Source organism: Alteromonas sp. CH_MED4-4 (assembly GCF_037029575.1).
Lineage (GTDB): Bacteria > Pseudomonadota > Gammaproteobacteria > Enterobacterales > Alteromonadaceae > Alteromonas > Alteromonas macleodii.
This window is the reverse complement of the sequence record NZ_JAYMEU010000004.1, coordinates 106,214-131,484: the sequence shown is the minus strand read 5'-3', so window position 1 is coordinate 131,484 and position 25,271 is coordinate 106,214. Positions and strand designations below refer to the sequence as shown.

23 protein-coding genes are annotated in these 25,271 nt (G+C 44.9%); 16 read left to right on the top strand and 7 right to left on the bottom strand.

The genetic code is table 11. The features are described from left to right. The first annotated feature begins 130 nt into the window (after positions 1–130). On the top strand, positions 131–595 hold the full coding sequence (locus WA381_RS04675; RefSeq protein WP_101566579.1) for an EVE domain-containing protein: 465 nt from the start codon (positions 131–133) through the stop codon (positions 593–595). Between the two features lie 125 nt (positions 596–720). On the opposite strand, the gene WA381_RS04670 is transcribed toward WA381_RS04675, so the two are convergent. Beyond that, on the bottom strand, positions 721–1,131 hold the full coding sequence (locus WA381_RS04670) for a hypothetical protein (RefSeq protein WP_014976366.1): 411 nt from the start codon (positions 1,129–1,131) through the stop codon (positions 721–723). A 167-nt stretch (positions 1,132–1,298) separates the two neighbouring features. On the opposite strand from WA381_RS04670, the gene WA381_RS04665 reads away from it, so the two are divergent. The 8 genes from WA381_RS04665 to WA381_RS04630 all read left to right on the top strand — a co-directional run bounded on the left by WA381_RS04665 (position 1,299) and on the right by WA381_RS04630 (position 12,299). Next, a complete protein-coding gene (locus WA381_RS04665) occupies positions 1,299–3,638 on the top strand; it encodes a TonB-dependent receptor (protein ID WP_156086347.1) in 2,340 nt (779 codons plus the stop codon). A gap of 15 nt (positions 3,639–3,653) precedes the next feature. Further along, on the top strand, positions 3,654–5,807 hold the full coding sequence (locus tag WA381_RS04660; RefSeq protein ID WP_156086348.1) for an FAD-dependent oxidoreductase: 2,154 nt from the start codon (positions 3,654–3,656) through the stop codon (positions 5,805–5,807). Between the two features lie 5 nt (positions 5,808–5,812). Continuing rightward, on the top strand, positions 5,813–6,802 hold the full coding sequence (locus tag WA381_RS04655) for a DUF547 domain-containing protein (RefSeq protein ID WP_061485756.1): 990 nt from the start codon (positions 5,813–5,815) through the stop codon (positions 6,800–6,802). Then, positions 6,789–8,132, top strand: a complete 1,344-nt coding sequence (locus WA381_RS04650) for an ABC transporter substrate-binding protein (protein ID WP_156086349.1) — start codon at positions 6,789–6,791, stop codon at positions 8,130–8,132. The genes WA381_RS04655 and WA381_RS04650 overlap by 14 nt, the downstream gene beginning before the upstream one ends. Continuing rightward, positions 8,132–9,931, top strand: coding sequence for an ABC transporter permease (locus WA381_RS04645; protein WP_156086350.1), 1,800 nt, complete (start codon positions 8,132–8,134; stop codon positions 9,929–9,931). Before WA381_RS04650 ends, WA381_RS04645 begins: the two co-directional genes overlap by 1 nt. Positions 9,932–9,985: 54 nt before the next feature. Then, positions 9,986–10,615 (top strand): ATP-binding cassette domain-containing protein, encoded by a 630-nt coding sequence (locus tag WA381_RS04640; RefSeq protein ID WP_014949285.1) that lies wholly within the window; start codon positions 9,986–9,988, stop codon positions 10,613–10,615. 76 nt (positions 10,616–10,691) lie between these two features. Next, complete coding sequence (locus tag WA381_RS04635) at positions 10,692–11,357, top strand: CDP-alcohol phosphatidyltransferase family protein (protein WP_156086351.1); 666 nt, start codon at positions 10,692–10,694, stop codon at positions 11,355–11,357. A 72-nt stretch (positions 11,358–11,429) separates the two neighbouring features. Then, positions 11,430–12,299: a sterol desaturase family protein gene (locus WA381_RS04630; protein ID WP_156086352.1), complete on the top strand. Its 870-nt coding sequence runs from the start codon at positions 11,430–11,432 to the stop codon at positions 12,297–12,299. A 26-nt stretch (positions 12,300–12,325) separates the two neighbouring features. On the opposite strand, the gene WA381_RS04625 is transcribed toward WA381_RS04630, so the two are convergent. The 3 genes from WA381_RS04625 to WA381_RS04615 form a co-directional block, all read right to left on the bottom strand. Continuing rightward, positions 12,326–13,084 (bottom strand): DNA/RNA non-specific endonuclease, encoded by a 759-nt coding sequence (locus WA381_RS04625; RefSeq protein WP_014949288.1) that lies wholly within the window; start codon positions 13,082–13,084, stop codon positions 12,326–12,328. Positions 13,085–13,415: 331 nt separating this feature from the next. Further along, a complete protein-coding gene (locus WA381_RS04620; protein WP_039232619.1) occupies positions 13,416–14,471 on the bottom strand; it encodes an alcohol dehydrogenase family protein in 1,056 nt (351 codons plus the stop codon). A gap of 64 nt (positions 14,472–14,535) precedes the next feature. Next, on the bottom strand, positions 14,536–15,054 hold the full coding sequence (locus tag WA381_RS04615; protein ID WP_014949290.1) for a TetR/AcrR family transcriptional regulator: 519 nt from the start codon (positions 15,052–15,054) through the stop codon (positions 14,536–14,538). Positions 15,055–15,332: 278 nt separating this feature from the next. On the opposite strand from WA381_RS04615, the gene WA381_RS04610 reads away from it, so the two are divergent. After that, a complete protein-coding gene (locus tag WA381_RS04610; RefSeq protein WP_156086353.1) occupies positions 15,333–16,079 on the top strand; it encodes a hypothetical protein in 747 nt (248 codons plus the stop codon). A 50-nt stretch (positions 16,080–16,129) separates the two neighbouring features. Then, the gene (locus WA381_RS04605) at positions 16,130–16,936 is read left to right on the top strand and encodes a DUF3307 domain-containing protein (protein WP_156086354.1); all 807 of its coding nucleotides are present in this window, start codon (positions 16,130–16,132) and stop codon (positions 16,934–16,936) included. Between the two features lie 41 nt (positions 16,937–16,977). Here the strand turns inward: WA381_RS04605 and WA381_RS04600 are convergent, their stop codons facing one another. Then, entirely contained in the window at positions 16,978–17,883 is a 906-nt protein-coding gene (locus WA381_RS04600) for a helix-turn-helix transcriptional regulator (RefSeq protein ID WP_156086355.1), read from the bottom strand. 115 nt (positions 17,884–17,998) lie between these two features. Here WA381_RS04600 and WA381_RS04595 point away from each other — a divergent pair, with 115 nt between their 5' ends. Together WA381_RS04595 and WA381_RS04590 are read left to right on the top strand one after the other, a co-directional pair. Continuing rightward, the gene (locus WA381_RS04595; protein WP_231506464.1) at positions 17,999–19,105 is read left to right on the top strand and encodes an alpha/beta hydrolase; all 1,107 of its coding nucleotides are present in this window, start codon (positions 17,999–18,001) and stop codon (positions 19,103–19,105) included. A 30-nt stretch (positions 19,106–19,135) separates the two neighbouring features. Beyond that, positions 19,136–19,705 carry a nuclear transport factor 2 family protein gene (locus WA381_RS04590; RefSeq protein WP_156086357.1) on the top strand — a complete coding sequence of 190 codons (570 nt, stop codon included), beginning with the start codon at positions 19,136–19,138 and terminating at the stop codon, positions 19,703–19,705. Positions 19,706–19,766: 61 nt separating this feature from the next. Here WA381_RS04590 and WA381_RS04585 read toward each other — a convergent pair whose 3' ends face one another. Further along, positions 19,767–20,666, bottom strand: a complete 900-nt coding sequence (locus WA381_RS04585) for a LysR family transcriptional regulator (RefSeq protein ID WP_156086358.1) — start codon at positions 20,664–20,666, stop codon at positions 19,767–19,769. 198 nt (positions 20,667–20,864) lie between these two features. On the opposite strand from WA381_RS04585, the gene WA381_RS04580 reads away from it, so the two are divergent. Both WA381_RS04580 and WA381_RS04575 read left to right on the top strand, forming a co-directional pair. After that, complete coding sequence (locus WA381_RS04580) at positions 20,865–21,836, top strand: NAD(P)H-dependent oxidoreductase (RefSeq protein WP_156086359.1); 972 nt, start codon at positions 20,865–20,867, stop codon at positions 21,834–21,836. A gap of 77 nt (positions 21,837–21,913) precedes the next feature. Then, positions 21,914–23,050 carry an ankyrin repeat domain-containing protein gene (locus WA381_RS04575; protein ID WP_156086360.1) on the top strand — a complete coding sequence of 379 codons (1,137 nt, stop codon included), beginning with the start codon at positions 21,914–21,916 and terminating at the stop codon, positions 23,048–23,050. 15 nt (positions 23,051–23,065) lie between these two features. Here WA381_RS04575 and WA381_RS04570 read toward each other — a convergent pair whose 3' ends face one another. Continuing rightward, positions 23,066–23,896 carry a DUF4437 domain-containing protein gene (locus tag WA381_RS04570; RefSeq protein ID WP_156086361.1) on the bottom strand — a complete coding sequence of 277 codons (831 nt, stop codon included), beginning with the start codon at positions 23,894–23,896 and terminating at the stop codon, positions 23,066–23,068. Positions 23,897–24,084: 188 nt separating this feature from the next. Between WA381_RS04570 and WA381_RS04565 the strand changes: the two genes are divergently transcribed. After that, the gene (locus tag WA381_RS04565) at positions 24,085–25,044 is read left to right on the top strand and encodes a LysR family transcriptional regulator (protein WP_156086362.1); all 960 of its coding nucleotides are present in this window, start codon (positions 24,085–24,087) and stop codon (positions 25,042–25,044) included. Positions 25,045–25,271: the final 227 nt, after the last annotated feature.

Below are 25,271 nucleotides of genomic sequence, written 5' to 3'. Positions count from 1 at the left end.
TTTGTATACTCACTTAAAGCAACAAGCTGCAAAGCTAGCCATGAGCGCAGGTTTTTATAAGCGCTTCAAATGCCCGCATTTAGCGAATGACAGGCTTGTCTATTTACAACGAAGAGAATTAACGACGACTATGGCGTATTGGCTATTTAAAACAGAACCTGATGCATTTTCAATCGATGACTTGGCAAACCGCCCAGAACAAACGGAACCGTGGGACGGCGTAAGAAATTACCAAGCGCGTAACTTTTTACGAGACGGCGTTAAAAGGGGTGACAAAGTATTTATCTATCATTCAAGTTGCAAGCTGGTGGGCATTGCAGGTGTTGCTGAAGTGGTAAGAGACGGCTACCCAGACACCACGCAGTTTAACCCTGAATCAAAATACTACGATCCTAAATCAAGTCAGGATAACCCCCGCTGGTATCGCGTTGACGTGAAATTTGTAGAGAAATTTTCAAGCGTTCTGCCGCTTTCAGTGATTAAAACGATGGACGGTATTAATGAACTGCCATTGGTCAAAAAAGGTGGAAGACTGTCAATCATGCCTGTAGAAGAGGCTGAATGGCAGCAACTGTATGCTGCTGCCAAACAGTAAGTTAAATGCTAAAAAGCGTAGCCGTCATATCTTGTTAGCTTGATAAAGATATATATAAGGGATATCGCTATGCGCTAACTTTCTAGCGTGCTGTGTATCTAGCGTGTTTAGCTAACGAATAGCTGCTACTTGCCAAAGGCAAATTTAGTATCGGCATCGCGCAATAGGAAAAGTGCAAAGCACGCGCCCCACATTGGCCATGCAGCAAAAAACAGCAGGTGATTAAAGGCATCTAGATACTGCGGGAATGAAGACAGGGTAGACCCACCGTGAAGGATAAAAATAAGACCGTAGGTGTATTTTTTCGCAAGTCCCGCTAAGAAAGCCAAAACCAGCGCAAGCTGCAGTGCGCCCATAACGTAAACGGCCATTTCAGGCACGCCGCCGATACCATAGAACTTTTCAAAAATGGCCATGCCGTGGGCTGGGTTAACAAACTTATCGAGTGTCCATACGAACATAACGATAAATATTGTTACGCGAAGAGAGAGTAGCGACCATTGTAGTCGGTTTTGAATATCGGTGTTGTTTTGCATACATGCTCCAAAAGTATAATAGTGCAAGCATACTAGAACGACCGTTCAAAATAAAAATTTCAATTAATTTTGTGTTTTTTAATATTTTTTTGAAAATTAAATGTACTGAAATTTTTTGTGACGCGTATCGGTCTTGTCGAACAAGAATTAAAAATACGGATCTGTTAATGAAAAAAGTAATCGGCCTAGCCGTTAGCACACTCGCACTTGCCATCAGTCAATCGCTCTATGCCCAACAAGCGGCAGATATTGAAGTGGTTGAGGTAACCGGAAACCAGCAGAGTTTAGATACGCTAAATCCTGGTGATAACACACTTAAAGGCATTTTCGGTAGCGGTTTAAGTGCAGCTGAGACACCTAGAGCGGTGACGTCACTGTCGGCACAAGCGATAGAGGCACTTAACATTAACGATTTACACGACATCGTAAAAGCGGCGCCCAACGCGTACGCCTCTAGCGGCTTTGGCACGCCAAGCCTGCCCAGTATACGCGGCCAATTAGGTGAGCTTTTTCAAGATGGTATAAGACGTCAAGCAGGCAACAATGGCTTTGGTTTGCCTTTGTCGTTCAATAGCGTTGAGCAAATTGACGTGGTGAAAGGGCCGTCGCCAGTGTTGTTTGGTAGCACGCAGCGCAACGGTGGCTTTGTAAACCTTCAAACAAAGGTTGCGCCGACCACAGAAAGCAAGGGGAAAGTCACCCTTCGCGCCGGGCGCTGGGATCAGTATTCAGCGCAAGTGGATTACGGCACAGCTATAGAAGAAGGTAAAAGTGGTATTCGCTTTAGTGCAGAGTACTTAGACCATGGCAGTTTCTACGATTTTGCCGAGCGCGATAGCACGAACCTGTTTGTAGCCTATCGCTATACGCCAAGCGATGTACTGACGTGGGATATCAGCGCGGAGTATTATGACACAGACTATCCAGACAACGCAGGTATCAACCGCCCAACGCAAGACCTTATCGATAACGGTATTTATATTACTGGGCAAGGCACTCAGCCGAATGGCAGTACAGTACCGGGGGCAGGTGCTATCATTTCTCCTACCGGAGAAGTGGTTATTCCTCGCAACCGCGTATTCACAAATCCTGACGACATTAACGGTGCTGAAACTACGGTTATTCGAAGCAGTGTCGAATACAAAATGACTGATAACGTGGCGCTTCGCAACATTACTTATTATCAATATCTTGAACGTGAAGAAATAGCGCAAAATAGCTTTGTTGAGATCATTGACGGGGCTGACACGTTCGAAAACCGTACTGAGCTAGATTATAAGTGGAACGACAGCCAAATTACGACTGTAGGGTTAGCGCTACGCTACAACGACGTGTTGGGCTATAGCCAGTTTACCACTGAGGCCGATAATCCGATTGATTTAACCGGGCCTATCTCAAACCGCGTTATTCCGCTTACCGATGCCCAAAAAGCCCGATTAGTTGAGTTGCGTCCTGGCGTATATGTTTCACCGGGGGCGCAATACGACGTAGACGGTGATGGTAACGGCGATTTTAACTTGTCAGACACCACCGACTCTACCGCATGGCAAACAGGCCTGGCGCTTCAGCAGCGCTCTATTTGGACCGACAAATTTTCAACGATTGCTGGCTTACGTGTTGATTACTATGACGTAGACGCGCGTGACCCACTAGCGCCGATTGGTGTTGAAGCAGCTTCAGATTCGTACAGTGATACATTAACCAGCTACCAGTTAAGTGCAGTGTACAAATTAACGGGTGATGTAAATGTTTACGCGGCGTTTTCAGAAAACGACGCAACATCGAACAGCATGGCGGGTGGTACGGTGTTAGGCGGTAATAACGAGATTAACCCGCTTAACTTTGCTACTGAAAATACGCTGTACGAAGTGGGTGTAAAATATGCGCCAAACAGCAGCTGGTATGCAGAGGCCGCTGTGTTTGACCAAACCCGAAGCCTACGTAACCGTGATGGCAGTAACAGTGGTGTGAAAACGCAAGGTTTCGAACTACAAATGTTCTATCAAGCAGACGATGTTTGGATCAATGCCGCGTATAGCTATTTAGACGCGCGTTTTGATGATTCAGCGGCGTTTCAAGGTACGGCGCAGGTTATTGATGCGTTTGATAATAGTCGTCCTGATATTATTGAAGGTACAGGAGTAGGATCACCTTCTTTTGCCGCGTTCCCTGCATCAGACAGTCGCGTTCAGGGGATCCCGCCACAAATTGCTTCTATTAACGCTGGCTGGCAAATTACGGATGACCTGCAAGTGGGGGCAAGTGCGCTCTATACCAAGTCATTCCCACTAGACTTTCTGCAAACGGTGCATATTCGCGACCAATATACGGTTGATGTAAATGCAGACTATCAAGTAACAGATGACCTTCGATTGCGTTTAGATATCATTAATGTGACCGATGAAGAAAACTGGCAGCCGCTGTTTGAAGGTGGGTATTTCGGTGCGACACTTGTCTTGCCAAACGTACCTCGTCACGCTCAAGTTACCATGCAATACGCGTTTTAAGCGCTAAGGATATTTATGTTTAAGAAAATAGCGCTTTTAGGGGTTATTGTTGCCGCCATATTTAGCTTTTTTTATTTTGATTTAAATAGCTATCTAACCCTTCAAGGTATGAAGGATTCACTCGATACGTTTCAATCGCAGATTGCTCAAAACCCGGTATTAAGTATAGGTGTGTTCTTTGCCATTTATGTTGCCGTAACTGCACTTTCTTTGCCGGGAGCAGCTATTTTGACCCTGGCAGCAGGGGCTTTGTTTGGCCTGGTTCAAGGCTTAGTTATTGTATCGTTTGCCTCTAGCGTAGGGGCGACGTTGGCGTTCTTAGTTTCTCGCTTTATTTTGCGCGACACCGTGCGAAACAAGTTTAAAGAAAAGCTTAAAAAGATTGATGAGGGCGTGGAAAAGCAAGGTGCATTTTACTTATTTACCCTGCGCCTAGTGCCAGTATTCCCGTTTTTCCTTATCAACCTGTTGATGGGGCTAACGTCGCTTAAAACCTGGACATTCTACTGGGTAAGCCAAGTGGGCATGCTTGCGGGCACCGCGGTATATGTAAATGCGGGTACTCAACTTGCCCAAATAGACAGTTTGTCTGGCATTGTCTCACCTGGGCTTATCTTTTCATTTGTACTTTTAGGCATATTCCCTTGGATAGCTAAAGCTATCGTAGCAGTGGTCAATCGCCGTCGCGTGTACAAAGGCTACAGCAAGCCAAAGAAGTTTGATCGCAACTTAGTGGTTATTGGAGCGGGTGCAGGTGGTTTGGTTACCAGCTATATTGCTGCTGCGGTGAAAGCAAAAGTCACGCTGGTAGAAGCTGGCGAAATGGGCGGCGACTGTCTTAACTACGGCTGCGTACCGAGCAAAGCCATTATAAAAACGGCAAAAGTGGCCAATCAAATGCGTCATGCTGATAACTATGGTTTAGAGCCGGTAACACCCGCTATGTCGTTTAAAAGGGTGATGGCACGTGTGCACGAAGTGATTGCGGCAATCGCGCCTAATGACAGTGTAGAGCGTTACACTAGCTTGGGCGTTGATGTTGTAAAAGGCTATGCGAAGATCATCGACCCATGGACAGTCGAAATTAAAAAGAACGATGGCGGTACCCAAACATTAACCACAAAAAATATTGTGGTTGCTACAGGTGCAGCACCATTTATTCCCGAATTACCAGGCATTGAGCAAAGCGGCTATGTCACCTCTGATACCTTGTGGACCAAGTTTGCTGAACTTGAAGACGCGCCAAAACGTTTAATCGTATTAGGTGGCGGACCTATTGGTTGTGAGCTCGCCCAAGCCTTTTCACGCCTTGGCAGTGACGTAACGCAAGTTGAGCGTGCCCCGCGTTTAATGGGCCGAGAAGATGCGGATGTGGCGGGGTATGCTGAGTCTGTGCTTAGAGAGAGCGGCGTAAACGTATTGACGTCCCATGATGCGCTTCGCTTTGAACAACAAGACGGTGAAAAAGTACTTGTTGTAGCGAAAGAGGGTGTTGAATCTACTATCGCCTACGACGAAGTCATTGTGGCTGTGGGACGAAAAGCCCGTTTACATGGTTTTGGTCTGGAAGACTTAGGTATTCAATTTGATAGAACAATTGAAACAGACGAATACTTGCAAACCCTGATGCCTAATATCTTTGCCGCTGGCGATGTAGTAGGGCCTTATCAATTTACCCACGTGGCCGCCCACCAGGCATGGTACGCTGCAGTCAACGCACTTTTCGGCACGTTTAAAAAATTCAAAGTTGATTATCGCGTTATCCCATGGACAACCTTCATCGATCCGGAAGTAGCGCGCGTGGGCATTAACGAGCGTGACGCTGCCGAGCAAGACATTGACGTTGAAGTAACGCGATACGAGTTTGCAGAGTTAGATCGTGCTGTTGCGGAAAGTGCCAGAAAAGGGTTTATTAAAGTACTCACGCCACCGGGTAAAGACAAGATACTGGGCGTTACTATCGTCTCGGAACACGCAGGAGACTTACTGGCTGAGTTTGTTATTGCGATGAAGCACGATCTAGGGTTAAACAAGATCCTTGGCACTATCCACGCTTACCCAACATGGGCCGAAGGCGCAAAGTATGCAGCAGGGAATTGGAAGCGCGCAAACGCGCCTGAAAAATTGCTCAGCTATGTAGAGAAATTCCACACGTGGCGCAGAGGGTAGTTAATGTGAAAAAAGCATTAGCGGTGACAAAAGGCTTAGCGGTGAAAAACGCATTGGTGATGGCGAGAGAACAAGTAATGACAAGAGTAATCGCGATGTCCAGACGAATCACTATTAGAAAATTTGGTCGATTGGCAGTAAGCAGCGTCATGCTGCTTACTGCAAGCGTAAGCTTTTCTGCGCTCTCTGATGAAGCGGTGCCAAAGCAATTGAACAGGCTACACGAACCGTTTAGTGCGTTACTAAGCGAGCATGTGAAAACCATTGACAATGGTGCCAGCACGCAAGTTGATTACTATGGGTTTAAACAAGATAGGGAACGTTTAACTCAGTATTTAAATAGCTTAGCTAAGGTAGAAAAAAGTACCTTTGACGGCTGGAGCAAGGCTGACCAACTGGCATTTCTCATAAATGCTTACAATGCCTACACCGTTGACCTTATTCTTAACGAATACCCTAAGATTGAGTCTATTCGCGATTTAGGCAGCTTTTTCTCGTCGCCATGGAAAAAGGAAATTGCGCCGCTACTTGGTAAAACCCGTACGCTGGATGAAATAGAGCACGAACTTATTCGCGGACAAAATAAAACCACGGAAGGATATAACGAACCTCGAATTCATTTCGCCGTAAACTGTGCCAGTATTGGTTGTCCTGCGCTGCGAGAAGAAGCGTATGTTGGCGCAAGGCTAGATAGCCAGCTTGACGCACAAACCAAGCGTTTTTTAGCCGATACGTCTCGCAACAGAATGGACGGTAACACCTTGAAGCTTTCAAAAATATTCGACTGGTACAGCGAAGATTTTGAAAAAAACACCAATCGGAAAAGTGAAAGTTGGCAAGGCATTAAAAACGTAAACACGGAAAATCTCAGCCAATTTTTGCTGTTATACAAGGATGCATTAAACCTATCGAGTCAGCAGATTTCAGTGCTTGAGCAAGATAACGCAGAGTTAGAATTCTTAGATTACGACTGGGCACTCAATGCCACGCAATAGCGCTTTAGTTAGCACGAAAGCGGCTTGTTTACGCCGCTTTGGCAAGTTTAGTCGCCTCATTAAGGGGCTGGCACTGGCGTCAGCTGTTTTCAGTTCTCAGCTAATCACGGCTTCTCATTCATTTGCGCTACCGTTTGATATTCCCAGTGTTGATGTTTCTGGCAATGAAATACAGAGCCAGCATCAATCGCCTAAAGATGACACACAAAGCAAACCTCTGGTACGTTTTCATGCATGGGGGGGAAGCGCTCAAGTGAATGGTTATTTGCAATGGGTAGCGGCGCAAGTTAGCCAGCGTTTTAACATTGAACTGCAGCACGTTAAGCTTGCTGATACCAGTGACGCCGTGTCACGCGTATTAGCAGAAAAAGCGGCCGGTAATCACGATAACGGCAGCGTAGATTTAATATGGATAAATGGCGAAAACTTTGCGGCAATGAAAAAGCATAACTTGCTCGCTAAAGACTGGGTTAAAGAACTTGATCATTTCGCGCTAACCCGCCCGGAAAAGAACTCTGCCATGGTAACCGATTTTGGCGAACCCACGCTTGGTATGGAAGCGCCGTGGGGTAAGGCGTCGATGGTGTTTTATTATCGTAACGCGCACATGAAAGCGTTAGGCACTGCGCCTGGGCAAACCATTAATGAACTGCTTCGGTTCTCTCAAAAAGCGCCAGGACGCTTCACTTATCCAGTGCCGAGCGATTATTTAGGCATTAGCTTTATAAAATACGCAGCAATTGCTCTTAACGGCGATAAGCAGTCTTTGTTTTACCAACCCGTTACTGAATCGTCTCTTCAGGCTGTATTGCCCGCGCTTTGGGCTTATTTGGACCAATTGCATCCCACTATGTGGCAGCAAGGGAAGTATATGCTTCGCCAAGCCTCACAACTTCAACGCTTGGTTGGCACAGGTGAGCTAACACTCGCGTTTTCATTTACCGCCGCTGAAATTCCATCAGCGGTAAATCGTTTTGATTTACCCGATGATGTTCGCACCTATGCCATGCAAGACGGTAGCCTTGCTAATGTCCATTTTGTGGGGCTGACCTACAATTCGAAAAACAAAACAGCAGCAAAGACAGTAGTAAATTTTTTGCTTTCGCCAGAAGCACAGGCCGAGAAGCAAAAGCTGGAAGTGTGGGGTGACGATACGGTTCTTGATATGGCATCGCTGACACAAGCACAAGCTATGCTGTTTAAAGACGAGGCTGTGCACAAATCTGCCCTCGACAAATCTCAGTCAGCGGTGCTGTTAGCCGAACCCCATGCAAGCTGGACTGATAAATTGCGCGAAGCCTGGTATGAACGTTACGGGGCTCGCTACTAATGTTTACTCACATTACACTTGTTGCACGCTGGTGCTTGCTACTTTTACTTTGTATTCCCGTATTGGCAGGGCTGGTAGGGGTAATATTTCCTGCGTTAGGTTATTTCCCAGCTATCGGCGCAAACACCTTTTCAACGCAAGTGTTTGCTACGCTATTCGGTCTTCCAGACATTTGGCAAATGATGTGGTTGTCGCTTTTTACGGGCATAGGCTCAACCCTTTTAGCCGTAATAGCAGCGTTTTGTATTCTCGCCACGTTTTACCAATCTTCCCTGCTAGGCAAAATCCAGGGTGTGTTAAGCCCGTTTCTGGTGTTTCCCCACGCGGCTGCAGCCATTTCCCTCGTATTTGTAGTTAGCCCTTCTGGTATCTTTGCAGCAGTCACCACGCGCTTGAATGCGTATTTTAGTCATGCTTTCACAACCCCCTTTGTTAATGAAGTCAGCGAAATGGCATTGCCCGCTGCGAATGATGGAACGCTACTTTATGACAGTCTAGGACTAAGTATACTTATCGCGCTTAGCCTGAAAGAGCTGCCGTTTATTTTGTTAATGACGCTAAGCGTTATGTCTCAGCCGCTGGTGAAAAAGAAACTCACTGGGTATGTAAAGGTGGGGACAGCGTTAGGTTATTCGCCTACTGCGAGCTTTTTTAAACTGGTGCTGCCGACAATTTTTTCCCAGATAAAGTTACCGCTTTTAGCAGTACTAGTTTTCGCCACTTCAAATGTAGAAATTCCACTTATTCTAGGCCCAAATAACCCGAGCACTTTGGCTGTCGCCATTATGCACTGGTTTAATCATATTGATTTGTCCATGCGACTGCTTGCAAGTAGCGCTGCTGTGGTTCAGGTGGCAGTATTAGCGGTGGCGGTAGTATTGTTTTTGGGAATAGAGCGATTAGTGGCATACACCGGTAAGCGCAGCCTTTCAGGTGGTAATCGATATTTTGCCGATGCAGTGTTACGCGCGTGTGGTTTTGTCATCATGGCGTTTTACATTATCTTGATTTGCACAGTGGTATACACGGTTGTTGTGTACTCCTTTGCTAAGCAATGGCATTTCCCGCTGTTATTGCCAGAGGGGCTAACACTGTTGCACTGGAGTACGGCAACAAGTGCGCTGACAACACCGCTTATTAATACCTTATTGCTTGGCGCGCTGGTGAGTACAACTTCATTGGTACTTGTTTTATTTACCCTGGAAAGCGAACAGTTAAAGCCAGCGCGTGCTGTTGCTTCGAATGCATTTTCTGTCTCTCTATTTTTGCCACTATTGGTACCTGGCGTAGCTTTCCTATACGGTCTGGTCTGGTTCCAGCAGCTTGTTTTTCAAAACGCCGTATGGTTTCACACCTATGTAGCGCACATGGTTTATGTTGTGCCTTACGTGTTTTTATCGATGGCGGTGGCGTATAGGAAGTTCGACAACCGATACGCCATGGTGGCGCAGAGCTTGGGCAAAACGCCGTGGCAGGTGTTTTATCATGTTAAGCTGCCTTCGTTGTTCAGCGCCATTATGGTGGCATGGGCGTTGGGGCTGGCGATTAGTTTTAGCCAGTATTTACCTACCTTGCTGGCGTCTGGCGGGACGCTCCCTACTGTTACTACCGAGGCTGTAGCGTCGGTATCGGGGAGCAGTACGCGACTTACTGCGGTGTATGTCATTATTCAAGCGGTAATGCCGTTAATTGGCTTTATGATCGCTTGGTGCATGCCTGCAATTGCAATGAGAAGACGAAGTAGGCAAATGCTGGTATCAGATACTCACAGCAATCGTTCTGCAGACCCGGTGCAGTAAAAGCGCATGGCTAACATAAAAACAAGAACAAAAACTACAAGGGCGTAATTTATAGTGCTTAGTTTAGAAAACATCGTTATTTATCGCGATGACAAGCCGCTGCTTCAGTTAAGTGCTGAGGTAGCAAAGGGAGAAGTGCTGACCGTTATGGGACCTAGCGGCGCAGGTAAGTCTACTTTACTTCAAGCCATCGCCGGACAGCTTCAGGCCCCCTTTAGCGTTACTGGACAAATTAAAATTAACCACGTGGTGATAAACGAAATCGATGCGCACCTTCGCAAAGTGGGTATTATGTTTCAAGATGCGCTTTTATTTGAACACATGACCGTGGGCGAAAACATTGCGTTCGCTATGCCTGATAAGGCATATAAAAACAAGCAATTGAAACACGACGCCATAAACGCGTTATTAGTGGCCGTCGAACTTGACGGCATCGCTGACCGGACTGTGAATACGCTCTCTGGTGGTCAGCAGGCCAGAGTAAGCCTTATCAGAACGTTAGCTTCTGAGCCTGATGTGGTATTGCTTGACGAGCCGTTCAGCAAACTAGACGTAGCCCTTCGAAGTCAAATTCGCAGCTGGACGTTTTCGCAGCTAAAAGCACGTAATATTCCCGCAGTATTAGTGACACACGATAAAGATGATGCGCTAGCCGCAGGCGGTAACGTCATAGAAATTTTATAGCGGTATTACATAGGTACTGCCGAAGGTAGTACTGAAATAGTAAAAAAATACTGCAGAGCGAGTAAAGAGACATGTCATGTTAGATGCCAAAGTTACCCCTTTTATAAAGCCACTTTTAAAACCGTTGATAAAAGCGCTAGACAGCAAGGGCGTTACCCCAAATCAGGTTACGCTTGCCGGGTTTGTCATCGGTGTTCTTGCGCTTCCCTTTATTATTCTTAACTGGTGGAATATGGCGCTAGCCTGCATCATATTGAATCGTGTTTTTGATGGAATTGACGGTGAATTGGCGCGCTATCAGCAAAGTAGCAGTAGTGCGGGTGGTTTTTTAGATATTTGCTTAGATTTTCTATTCTACGCTTCTATTCCTTTGGCGTTTGGCATTGCTAACCCTCAAGAGTGGGGTATACCAGCAATGGTGCTGTTAGCTACCTTTATTGGCACTGGCAGCAGTTTTTTAGCCTTTGCCATTGCAGCAGAGAAGTTTCAAATAGATAGGCCCCAGTTTGCTAACAAAAGCTTTTATTATATGCAGGGGTTAACCGAAGGCACTGAAACCATTTTGGTGTTTTTGGCGTTCTGTATTTGGCCGCAGTATTTTGCAACGCTTGCCTATGTGTTCGCTGCAGCCTGTGCCGTAACAGTCATTACTCGCATAGTAGGGGGCTTTTCTACGCTTCATAGGGTAGAGCGCGACGCTGCTAAGTCAGAACGTACAGTGCCTTCTTCAGATTATGAATGATGGTGAAAGTTCTCGTAGCAGTAAAAGTAATCTGAATTTTGAAAGTAATTAACGTGATAAAGGTAATTTGCTTTGGATAATACCGCGGTTATTCGCTTAAGCGTATTTCTTGGCGTTTTTGTGCTTATGGCAGTACTTGAAGCACTGTTGCCAGCGCGTGAAGCCGTGCTTAGTAGGAAAACACGCTGGTTGGGTAACTTGTCCATGGTGGTAATGGGGGCGCTGGTATCGCGTATTTTGCTTCCGGCCACACTCGTTGGTGTGTCTTTATGGGCGCAGCAGAAAGGCATAGGTGTGTTCAACGTTTTACTGGATGCCGTGCCGGCTGACGCTTCAAGCTCCAATCAACTGCTAAACAGTGGTGAGCCTCTCAATAATTCATCAACGTATCTTGTTCATATAGCCATCGTAACGTTAAGTGTTTTACTACTTGATATGCTTATCTATTGGCAGCACCGACTTTTTCATACCGTACCTATGTTGTGGCGCTTTCATAAAATGCATCATGCCGATAGTCATGTCGACACCACTACAGGTCTTCGCTTTCATCCAGTTGAAATTGCTATGAGTTTAGGTATTAAAGCCGCGGCGGTGGTGATGCTGGGCGTGCCTGCTATTGCTATTGTTATCTTTGAAGTGGCGCTAAATGGCTTTGCCCTTTTTAATCATGCCAATATTAGGTTGCCACAAAAGTGGGATGATAGAATTGGGCTTGTGCTAATCACACAGCGCTTACATCGCATTCACCATAGCCAGGCTAAAAATGAATCTAATTCGAACTACGGGTTTAGCGTATCGTGGTGGGATAGGCTGTTTAATAGTTTTACGCCTCGCGCTGCGTTTAGCGACGAAACATTGCCCATTGGTCAAAAAGACGTGCCAGCCACTAAGAAGAACGCAAGTATCATTGCGCTTTTACAGCAGCCATTTAAAAAGAGGTAGGCATCCCTGCCTTTTTAGATGCGTTATTAACAGCCGAGCGCAGCGGTTAAGCCTCCTAATCCCCCTTCAACAGCATTTTCTTTATAGCTTGGTAGTGACGGCATAATGTTTAGACCTGTTCTGGATTCAACTTCATTAACCGTTACCTCAGTTGCGCAAAAGTTATCACTGCGAGCTGCGTTTTGCTCTAGGATGAAAGCAGAGGCTTCCACCCAGCCGTTAACATCGGTAATGACGACTTTAAAATATCCACTAGGAATGCTGTGCGACTCATCTGCCTCTGGCAGAGTAGCGAAATACCACTCATATAACGGCCCAGAAACCACATAAACGTCTTGCCCAGTTCTCACTACATCACGCACCGCATTTTCTAGATCCACCCAAGGACCTTGGTTTAGGTCTGAATCTTGAGGTGTAATGTTTGATAAATAATTTAACATTTGCCAATCGGCTGTGTTGCTGAACGAAGCAAGAGGAACTTGATGGCCGCGGTCAGTGCCAATTGTAGCCCATGCTCCGCTGTAATCGTTCGGCTCTAAAGTATTCGCAGAGTTAATTGAAGGGTCAGCTTTCCAATTACGACTTCTTGATGGGCCGTCAATAGTGCTTGGGGTTACATGATAGGCCACCCAGTTGGCGAACTTTGTTTGTGCATTATTGTTTAGGGTGTAAATGGAACGGGTAATGGTTTGTCCAGATTGACCAGTGGGGCAGTTGTAAACACAGTTATCAGCAAACGCATTAAATGCGCAAATTGTTAGTGTGAACGCGATGAGCTTTTTCATTATATTTCCTTTTGTTTTTAGACGCCTGCGTTTTACAGGCTGTACCAAAGTACAGGTCTAAAATGTCAGGAAATAGTACCTAATGTTACAAAGAGTACAAAAACAAATACCTATGTTTGAAAACGCGATTAGCAGTGGCTTTTCTTATAATGCCCTGGCTTGTTGAACGAGCCGACGAAGCACGTTATCGCGCAAGATATGCTGGCAGAAAATTATGCTCAGTTGTGTAAGAATTAGTATTAAGAGCTTCGCCAAGCATTTACTCGGCGAAGCTCATAGGAGCGCCCGTCGTTAAAGAGCTTTGGTTTACGTTCTCTCGGGCATATCGACGTTATTTGGGCTGTAACGTCAATACCATCTTACCAATGTGTTTTTTCTGCTCAAATTCTTGCTGCGCTTGGTGTATTTCACTTAGTGGGAATGTGCTCGATACAAGTGGTTTAATATTGCCTGCTTCGATGTGTTTTACTAAGTTGGCAAATACATCATGTCCTAAAATAGTGCAGCCTAATAGAGTTAAATCTTTCAAATACAGAGTCCGTACATCCAAAGAGACGTCGTGACCAGCAATTGCGCCCGACGTCGCGTAGCGACCAAACGGTTTTAGGATCTCAAGTAGCTCAGGCCATCGTGGGCCAGCAACAAGGTCGATAACAACGTCGAACGGCTCGCTTTCTGCCATGTGTTGCCAATCTTCATCACGCAAAACGGTCTTGTCGGCGCCTAATGCTTGTATGGCTGATTGCTTTTGTTCGCTGGTTACTGCAACAACATAGGCGCCACGTGCTTTAGCGAGTTGTACGGCAGCTGAGCCTACGCCGCCCGAGGCACCGGTTATAAATACTCGCTCACCTGTTTTTACGTTTGCTCTGTGCAGCATGTTTTCGGCTGTAGAGTAAGAGCAGGGGAACGAGGCTAGTTCCACATCTGTCATCGTTGAATTTACTGCATGGGCGTGGCGCGATGCGACTTTAGTAAACTGTGCGAAACCTCCATTGCATTCCGAGCCGAAATACCAAGGGGTACTTAGCGGTTTACTGTCAACTTCTACCAAACAAGGCTCAATGATGACGCGTTCACCAATACGTTCTTTGCTCACGTTATTACCCACAGCGGTAATATAGCCACATACGTCGGCGCCTTGAATTAGAGGTAGGTTTAACGCATTGCCGGCCCATCCAGCATCTTCTGCATTGTTGTCGCCTTTGGAATACCAACCTTTTCGCGTATTTAAGTCGGTGTTGTTTACCCCCGCAGCGCGTACTTCAATAAGTACATCGTTGTCGCTGAGTGTAGGCAAAGGTATGTTTTCGTTAAATGTAAGCGCGTCGAGATCGCCATGTTTGGTTAACTGCACGCCGTACATTTCATTTGGCAATGATTTCATATTGTCCTCCAGAATTTTTGCTTTAGACGAGAAAGGTAATGGTTGATGCAAGTGCTAAGAAGGGCTAATCAAGTAGCACTGTTAGTGCGCCTTTCGCTGCGGTTAACGCTTTATCACCAATCGTTGGCCATGCTGATGACATGCCCTCATGTAGCAGGAACACGCTGTTTGAAAGGGCTGGGTCTTCGAGCTTTTCATTCAGCCACGTTAGCACCGCGTGTTTGTGGTTGTTCACAGCGGTTTCAATTTGAAGATTATTGGGGTAACTCGCCAAAGCCTGCAATGACATGCAACCTCTGGGAGCGAATGTCGTTAGCCACACCGACAAGCGTTCAAATATGTGGTTAATTGCTTCGTTACGCGTCGAGGGACAGTTTTCTTCCAGAAACGCGATGTAGCGGCTGTGACGATAGTCGAGCGCGCCAATAATCATGTCTTCTTTTGAAGGGAAGTATTTGTACAAGGTTTTTAGTGTGGTGCCAGTGTAGTCCTTGAGTTTAGCCACATTAGGCTCTGCGAATCCGTAAAGGGCAAAAGCTTGCTCTAGTTTCGAAGCTAACTCAGATTGTTTGGGCGCGGTCATACCGGGTCTCCTCGAAAACATTTGTTATTTTCGTCTGCTTGGCACATCGCTTGTTAACCAATTAAACAGATGTTAAGTAGAATGAATATTCTACTCTAGGGTAGAATAAGTATTCTACTTAATCAACAGCCGCTATACGTTCTTTGTTATATTTAGCTTTCCGTTACGCAATTTAGTCACATGTGACTTTGTGATTAATAATAATCACATTTTGCTGTGTGATTGTTTTTGAATTTGAGATGGTAGCGTGTCATAGTGGACCCCTGAACGGGAAAAAAGTGTCTATTGAAAGTAGAAAAGACAACGCGGCGCATAGTGAAATGACAAGAAAGAGTGCTTTAACAAGCAATACAAAAAAGCGCGCTGGTGTGATTACCGGTGACGTCTCCAACTCTCAGTCTTATTCTGATGCTGAATTCAGAGAGATAATTGCTACGCTGAGAGAGCGTTTAACATACTACGCCGAGTACTACGGTGGAGACTTTGATATTTATCGAGGAGACGCATTCCAGCTAGTTGTTGCACAACCACAGCATAGCATTGCAGCCGCAGTTGGGTTGCGGCTAGCACTTAAGGCGCACGCTTCAGGCGTGGACGTGCGAATGAGTGTTGCTGTGGGAGAAGCGCAATTTCGCCCTTCAGAAGTAAAAACTGGCACTGGAGACGCATTTGTGTTGTCAGGACGAGGGTTAGATAACATAAAGCCGCACCATCTTACTTTTTGTAGCGGTGAACAAACACTCGACGACAAAACGCAGCTCTTAACACGTTTTGCCGACGCGCATATCAATGGACTGACACAAACCCAGTCGCAAACCTTACTCGCGTATCTTGAAGCCACGGATAAGAGCCATGAAAGTGTAGCGGCCATACTAGATAAAAATCGCAGTAATGTAAGTCGAATTCTCAATGCCAGTAACTATAAACTGATAGCAGAATATCTCGACTATATGGAGAGAGCGCTCACGTTATGGGTTCAAGGTGGAACCTCATTAAAAACGGAACAATTGACCAAGGAAGACTAACGTGATGACGGGTTATGCAAAAAACATAATGCTTGTGACAGGAGAACCAAATGCTTGCTGAACCTCAACTGCTGGTGGCACTTGTGTTAGCGCATCTATTAGCAGACTTTTATTTTCAACCGTTTACCTGGGTACAGCAAAGAAACGAACGACACGCACTGGCTTTGCCCTTATACCTACACGCAATCATACACGGTATACTCGCGGCAGCAGCAATGTTCTTGTTTTCATCAACGATAAGTATCGCAAGTATAGGTATTGGGGCAATTGTAGTCGCCGTTTCTCACTTCAAAATTGACGTGATTAAATCGTATTGTAAGCAAAACACCACGTCTTTTGTTATCGATCAAATAGCGCACATTGTCGTGATCTTAGGCGTATTTTTGTATGCCACTAATCAGTGGCGCGAGGCAGTGGGACTACTTCAGCAGATAGGTACATCGCATCTATTAGTGGTCTTGGCCTATTTGGCGGTACTCAAGCCCAGTTCAGTTATTATTAAACAGCTGCTGTCGCCTTGGAGCGATGAAGTATTAGCTAACAAAATGCCGTCTTCTCACCCCAATGATCCGCCCACAATAAGTACAGAGGCACAGCAAACTTTATCACTGGCAGGTCAACGAATTGGCTATTTAGAACGTGTACTCATGTTAACGTTTGTGTTGTTAAATCAGTTTTCTGCCATAGGTTTTCTTATTGCGGCGAAATCTATATTTCGCTTCGGTGATCTTACTAAACACCAAGACAGAAAATTAACTGAATATGTACTTTTGGGCACCTTCACCAGTGTGGCGATGACGTTTGCCATTGGCTTGGCATGCGCAGCGGCATTAGGGCAATTACCCATAAAGTCTTAGCAAGGGCTTTATTGAGTAGGTAATGTCCAAAATAGTTTATTCTACGCGCTGTATTGTTTAATGAATTGGCTTGGGGTAATGCCTTCGTGATTTTTGAAAACACGACTGAAGTGAGATTGGTCATTGAATCCCAGTAATAACGCGATGTCGCTCATGGAATGAGTATACGCGAGTAAGTATTTTTTACTTTGCTCAACACGGTATTGGGTAATAAATTGGTACGGTGTTTCCCCAACACTCTTTTTAAACTCTCTTAAAAAGTGGAACTTGCTGCAAAAAACGAGTTCGGCCAGCGCATCTACGCTAATGGTACTGCCTATATTTTCTTTAATGTATTGCTCAATCTTATCTATCTGTGACTTGCCTATTTTGACACTCTTTGCTGAGGAATCTTGAAGGTCGCGGTAATTTGAATAATTTTGGATATAATGAGCAGAAAGTGCAGACAATAAGTTACTTAAATAGGCTTTCCCATTACGACCCTTTGCTTGTGTCTCTAATAACAGAAGCTCAATTAGCCCCTTTATGGTCTCGTCTTCCACATTGTAGTTGTTCAGAAACTGCAGCTGTTCTTGTTCTACCTTAAACGGACATGCGTCTAAAAATACACGCTCTTCAACCGCTAAAATAACAAAATAACAAGGCTCGGATATGTCGTGTGTAAACGGCGTTTTAGGTGGATTAATCCAAATGTTTCCCGGACTGGTTTTTAAAGAAACCATACTTCCATTCGCTTCTATGTTCCAATTCAGGTCGCTTTCAAGAGCGAGTGCGAAATAGAAATAAGGGGTATACACATTTTGAGGGTAAAAGTGAGGCGACTTTCCTTTCTCTAAAATGATGCCTTTCCAATCGAGACCGTCGTTTGAAAAAGCAATATCTAGTACGTCTTTGCACGATGAAGGTTGATGTGTCGCATGATCAAAAAAGGCTAAACGTGACTTCAAGCTTTATGTTTCCTTTAGCAATAACCTACAAATAATTAGCATTAATGTGCAATAACTAAGGCGCACTATTTCATATCCTGTGCTCATTGATTACCCACTTAAAGAGCACAGCCAAATGCTTAAAACTACCATAACAGTAATTGCACAGTCACTTTTGATATCGCCACTGGTCATATTACAACCGGGCATATCACACGCTCAACAACCATCGCAAACAGACGCGCTAAACCAAGCCCGAACAAGCATTGAACAACTAAGCGCTAATCATGCGCAGTTAAGCAGTGAAAACAAAAATAGTCATCGTCAATACAACCAGCAAGGATTTCAAATGGAAAATATCACGTTAAACACAGAAGTGGGCAACTTGGCTGCAAATTTATACCTTCCAAAAGGTATTGCTAATCCACCAGTGGTCGTTGTTACAGGTGCATGGACATCAGTAAAAGAGCAAATGCCAGCTGTTTATGCAAAGGCACTAGCCGAGCGAGGCTACGCTGCTGTTACATTTGATTTTAGAGGTTGGGGAGCGTCAAGAGATACCGATGACAACCAAACCGCGTACCTTGAAGATCCTGTTCGTAAAACGCAAGATATACAGGCTGTTATCAAAGCGCTATCAAACGTCGCGCAGGTGGACAACAGCCGTATTGCTGGCTTGGCCATTTGTGCCTCAGCGGGCTATATGCTTGATGCTGCGGTTCAAAATACTCAATCAAGCCAAAATACTCGGTTAGGTGCGGTGGCAGTAGTGGCCCCCTGGTTACACGATGAAGCAATGGCAACAGCTATTTATGGCGGTGAAGAAAATCGCAATCAATTACTTGCGTTAGCAGCGGCAGAGAAAGACAAATCCGAGCCATTAGTTATTGAAGCGGCAAGTTTAACCAATGAAAACGCCTTGATGTACAACGCACCTTACTACACTGAGCAATCACGAGGTTTGTTGCCTGCCTACGACAACAAATTCAACGTGACGTCATGGAGCGGTTGGCTTAATTATAATGCGCAGTTAAGTGCATCAAAACAGACTATACCGGTTTTAATGGTTGCATCAGAAGCGATGGCGCTGCCACAAGGTGCACATCAGTATTTGGAAACCGCGACTGATTCGGTAAATGCAATTTGGCTAGATAACATCAATCAATTTGACTTCTACGACCAACCTGAAGCCGTTGAAAAAGCCGTTAACGCCGTAGTTTCCCACTTCGACAGCGCATTGTAAGACGAGTATTTACCTATTAAAGGCTCAGAAATGAAATTTAAAGCCATAATTTGTGTCATGTTAGTTGGAGTTTTTACTATGGGCCATGCCGCCACATCCCATTCGAACCGTGATAAAGACATTGCAAGTATTCACAGCAACCTTAATAGCTTTTCAGCATTAGCTGACAACAATGCTTATGAATACTTAACCTTACTGTTTGCGCCACATGTAACAACAGACTACACCAGTTTGTTTGGGGGCGAAGCGGTAACCCAAAAACGTGAGGTCTTGATGCAAAACTGGGCGGCTTTTTTGCCTGGTTTTGATAAAACATTTCACTACTTGGGGAACCCCAGTATTAATCGAAAAGAAGATATAGCGTTTGCTAACGTGCCCTTTACTGCCAGTCATTGGCTAGGGCATGATGGTTTTTGGCAAGTTTCGGGCATCTACCACTTCACTTTTAGAAAGATAGAAGGGCAATGGCTGATTACTTCAGTGACATTAGAAAAAAGAGAGGAGGTGGGCAGTCGCGATATTTTAGCGATTGCGCCAGAAAATGCGAAAGACCGCTTGGCGGATCTGCAGCAGCTTAAAAACGATACGCTAGTGCACTGAAAGCAAACAAGTTACAACACCTGTTGAGATTTGATGCACAGTAAAGAACAACAGGCTAGTGTCAAACGGCGTGTTTTTCTTCAAGAAAGTCGATTAAGGCCCTAATTCTTTGGGCCTTTTGACTATGTTGCTGAAAATACATAAACAGCCCTGAATAAGGAAACCAGTTCTCTTTAAGTACGGGAACAAGCTCGCCAGTTTCAAATAATTCATCCACCATAGGTTCAACAATTCTTCCTATACCTAACCCTTTTTTGGCAGCATCAATCATCAAATCTGTATCGTTGACTACCATAGCAATCGGCATTGAAACACTCACAGCTTGCTGGTTTTGCCACAGATGAAGTGGCGCAAGTTTGTTAGAGGTAATAAAACGATATTGAATGAGCTTGTGTTGCTGAAGGCTATCAATAGACGAGGGAAGGCCATACTTTTTAGCGTAGTGAGGTGAGCAGAACAAACATTCTTTAGTGGCATTAGTTAATCGCTTTGCCACCATGCCTTCTTCTATCCTATCACCAAAGCGAATACCCACATCCATCCCATCGGTAATCAAATTTACGGCTGCATCGTTTATCGATACCTCAAGCTTTAAGTCTGGATAGCGCTCGCAAAACTCTTGGTAATAAGGCGCCAAAAGCTGTTGGAAGGCGAAGCGAGGAGTGGTAATACGAACCGTGCCCCTAGGGGTATAGCTAAGGGCGTTGACCTCTTCAAATGCAATATCTAACGTGTCGATAGCATGATGAGTTTGCTGCTTAAGTAACTTTCCCGCATCGGTTAATTCAACTCTACGCGTGGTTCGATTGAACAAAGGAACGCCCACACTTGCTTCTAGAGATTTAAGCGCGTGGCTTACAGACGGCGGTGCCATTTCTAACTGGCGAGCTGCGCCACTAATACTGCCTTCATCGGCAATAGCATGAAAAACAATAAGTTGTTGAAATGTGGTGCCGTTCACTTATAGCGCCTCTTGAAAGTCTAAGTGACAAATTGGTCGAAGGGTTTCAAGCCCCAAATTATATCTAGAATTTAATTGTTAGTTTTAAACTAATAATCTTTGAGTTAATCATCATCTAAAACTAAAGGTCATTCAAGCATAAAATTCTATCTGTTCACTTTGAACCAACCATAAAATTATCACGCAAAGGTAGAAGTAATGAGTAAAGTATTAGTTATCTCCGGCCATCCTAATTTAGACCAGTCCAATGCTAATAGCGCTATTTTGCAAAGCCTGACTAAGCGCATAGACGACATTGAAGTTAGACGTTTGGACACCCTTTATTCTAACAACCCAATTGATGTAGAGGCAGAGCAAAAAGCCTTGCTTGAAGCTGAGGTAATTGTGCTGCAGTTTCCTTTCTACTGGTATTCTGTACCAGCTTTACTTAAGCGCTGGATTGACCAAGTATTTACTTATAATTTTGCGTTTGGCCCTGAAGGAGACAAGCTGGCGAATAAGCACTTTTTACTGTCCATTTCGGTAGGTGGCCCAAAAGAGTCTTATAGACCGCTAGGCTATAACCATTTCAGTGTGGAAGAATTCTTACGCCCGCTAGAACAGCTCGCTTACCTTGCAAAAATGCAGTACCACAAGCCAATTTACAGCCATCGCATGGTGTACATTGAAGGTGTTTACAACACGCTTTCAGACGTTCAGGCCCGTGGTGATCAACATGGTAAGCGGGTAGCCGATGCTATTGATGTTTTGATGAACTCTCCAGAATTGCGTATCAAACAGTTTGTAACGACGTGGTTTGGGCAGTTCGATCAATTACCGGCGTCAAGTGAAGCGTTTCTACCGAATCTCAGCGAGGAGGTTGTCTGGCAAGCGCCAGAGGGACGATTTCAAGGCCATGCTGGATTCAACGACTGGTACGCGTGGGCACGCAAGACGTTTAAACCTAACTGTGAGCACCGCGTAGATCAAATTGATATCAAACCCGATGCTGATTCAGCGAAGCCCAATGGGTTTATAGTAGACCTTCGAATTAACCTTCGCGCTGACACATTTGAATCGTCTGACTTTAAAGGGGAATCGGTTGAGGTACAGGTAAAAGAGCGCTGGCATGTGCATATTGATACCGAAGGTAAAGTAACCATCGACAGTTACGTTGTTAGTCCTTTGTAGGGATTAACAACGTGCTAAAAACTCAAAACCAGAATTTAAAACCAAGGCAAAAAGCATTTAAAAAGTTAGGCGAGACAATGAATAAACCTATCCCGTTTACAAGAAAAGCGTGTCAGTCTCTGGCGTTAATTATGCTCTCTGGCATGGGCATTACCACCTCGTTTAGCGAAGCCGTGGCAAACGAAGCAATAGGGGCGCTCTATTCAAGTAAGTTTGAAAGCAACATAAATCAGAACCTAACACCGCTGCACAAAGCAGTGTGGGATAACGATATACAGCGTGTTAAGGCCCTTATAGATAGCGGCGCAGATGTTAACGCACTCGATAGATTAATGGGGGTAGCACCGCTTCATCTGGCTGTTCAAGGAAGGAATTTAGACCTTGTTAAACTGCTTGTGAAGGAGGGGGCATTCGTAAACTTGCAGTCAGTACGCCTGGGCGGAACGCCACTGCTATTGGCCGTGTGGCACAGAAATATTCCCGCGGTGGAATATTTATTAAGTTTGCCCGACATCGATACCACCGTTATTTCAGCGGCAGGCGCTACAGCCCTTGGGTTTAATCGAAGCGGTGCAAAAGCAAACGATAAAGCGTTAAATGAAGATGTTGCCACTATTAACGCGCTATTTGCGGCTCATAAAGAGAAAACGCTGCAGCAAGCGCAAGAAAAAGCAGCCATTTATATGATCGTTGCCAACCAAGCGCTGTCTGAAGAAGAAATGGTAGCTGAAATAAAAGTGCTGCTAGAAAAAGGGTATGACGTTAATGCGGTTGCGCCCGTATTGAAACAAGGCAGTGATTTTCATAGCGCGCTGCTGCTTGCAGCGATGAAAGGCTACCTGAAAGTAGCAAAGCTGTTGCTAGATAACGGCGCAGATCAAACGCTTACCGGCGCCTACATGGCCGCAATTGCTTTACACAAAGCCGCATATTTTGGGCGTGCAGACATGCTGACGTTACTTAGTCAATATCCTGGCTTTCAGGATGTGCTTAACGCGCAAGGTCCTAACAACGGGTATACACCGCTTCATGACGCAGTGTGGCATGGGCATTTAGAGGCAGCGAAAGTATTGGTGGAAGCAGGAGCTAGGTTAGATTTGAAAGGTTACGATGGCAATACACCAGAGCAGCTTGCAAGGCAAAACGGTTATTCTATGATTGCTGAATACCTAGAAAATACGCGAAGCAAGCGTGGAAATGCCCCGCGTAAGTGAGCTGAAAAAAGCGTACTAATCTGCAACGCTAAATTTTGACGACGTTCTTACGTATACAATGGTTTCGCTCTGGTTTGCGTTTTCAACAGAATGGTGTGCGGCAGTTGATGATTCAATATAACTTCCTGCGTTTAATTCAATCTGTCTGGAGGTATTGTTTTGGGTATAATTGAGACTACCCTTGATAACCACTGCCTTGAATTCATCACCATTAGATTTTATTGAACCTTTAAATCCTTTTGGAAGCTTGATAAGGGTGCCGTATACACTACTTGTGTCGCCCCACAAATAGGCAATAGAAACACCGTCGGCCGCTATATTTACAAGGTCGCTTTTTTGCAGCCACACCATATTGTCTGCGTGAACGTTGATTGGCCTTTCACCGTTGTCAAAATGTTCTCTTGATGGCTTTACAAGGTATGGGCCTTCATCAATTTCCAGGTAAATCAGGTTGGTTTTGTCGTTTGCTGCAGTCGTGTGATCTTCACCTGCAGGTTGAGTCCAAAACGAACCTGTTGGCATCCACATCTTTGCTGCGTTTGGATCGTCATTGTGCATTTCACCTTCAATCACAATACCTCTATAGGTTATGTTGTGAATGTGCGGTGGCGATTCAAAGCCTTTGTTAAATCGCACTAACATCCCCGTTGCCGTGTCTTTTGTTCTGTCTCCCCACAAGTCTGCTGCCCCGGGGCTTTTGTCGCCACGGGCTGGGTTCAAGTAACCCCACTCTACATCCTTGGCTGCAATAACTTTGCCTTGTGCTTGTGCGCCGGGTACAAGAAGAAAACAGGTGCTCAATAATAGCGATGCTATTGTAAGTTTGTTTCGTTTCGTTGGTTTCATTCAAACCTCCTAATTGTTGGTCGTAGGTTTTATTTAACAGACAGGCACAGTCTATTATTTCGAATAAGTCTCATAAACGACCAAAATCAATAAAGACTTTCCTGAAAATGTGGATAATAGAGGTGCTCCATTTTGCTTTGTCTTTTTTGCCTTGAAATCAAAAGAGTGAAATAAACGTTGAGGGAAGTATGAAAACCGAAGACCTGTCTGTGTTCGTAAAGGTGGCTGAAGTGAGCTCGATAACCACTGCTGCGATAAAACTTGATATTAGCTCATCTGCTGCAAGTATGGCGGTTAAACGTTTAGAAGAGCAGCTTGGCGTAGCCCTATTTGTGCGAAGTACACGCAAAATTCGATTGTCACCTGAAGGAGAGCAGTATTTGCCTATGGCAAAGCAAGCACTCGACACCTTACAGCAGGGCCTTGCATTAGTAACAGAGCAGAAGCAGAGCATTCATGGTGAGCTTCGCATGGCGATGTCTTCGGAAATGGGTCGCAACTTAATGCGTGAACTGCTAAATAAAGTGCAACGCGAAAATCCAGAACTTTCATTGCGATTACATGTGAGCGACAGTCGGGTGGACTTCTACCGCGATGGTGTAGATGTAGCACTTAGAGCCATGACAAAAGAAGCGGTTAAAGAATCGCAGATGTATGGTTTTAAAGTGTGCAATATTCCGCATGTGATTTGCGCGTCTCCCGATTATTTAGAAAGAAACGGTGAGCCTACAACTTTGACTGATTTAGCGCAGCACAACGCACTTCTTTATAAGCTCTACGACCAAACCCATAATACGTGGGAACTTATCAACGAGGGCGAGAGAGTTAAAGTGAAAGTGAACAGTAATCGCGCTGTGAATGACGGTGATATTGTTCGGCGCTGGTGCGTAGATGGAGAGGGGATCGCTAAAAAGTCATGTATAGACGTTGCGGGGGATTTACTGAGCGGAAAGCTGCAGCGTATTTTGACTGGTTACCACGTACCGCTAACTGAAATGTGGCTCATGCTGCCTAGCCGGCATCTTATTACGCCAGCGGTAAGATTAATTAGAGATGAATTAAAACAGGTTATTGAAAATAAGCGTCAACGTCTTATCAATACATATATTTTGACGGAGCGAGAGTGGCCTGTCTCCAATGAAATTTGAGCTCGTTTTTAGATACTCATTTTTTTATGCTAAGTGAATAAAAAATAAACTAAAAACAGAATCTTATAATTGAAAAAAAGACTGGAATATCCTTTAATAGTGCTCGCAAGGGATTGCGACATTTCAATAGTACACTCAACTATGCAGGACGGCATGGTGAAGTCTCGTCATGTGCAATCCTTTGTTTTCATAAAAAAGCTTCAGTTCTAAATATTTTAGCTAAAGCG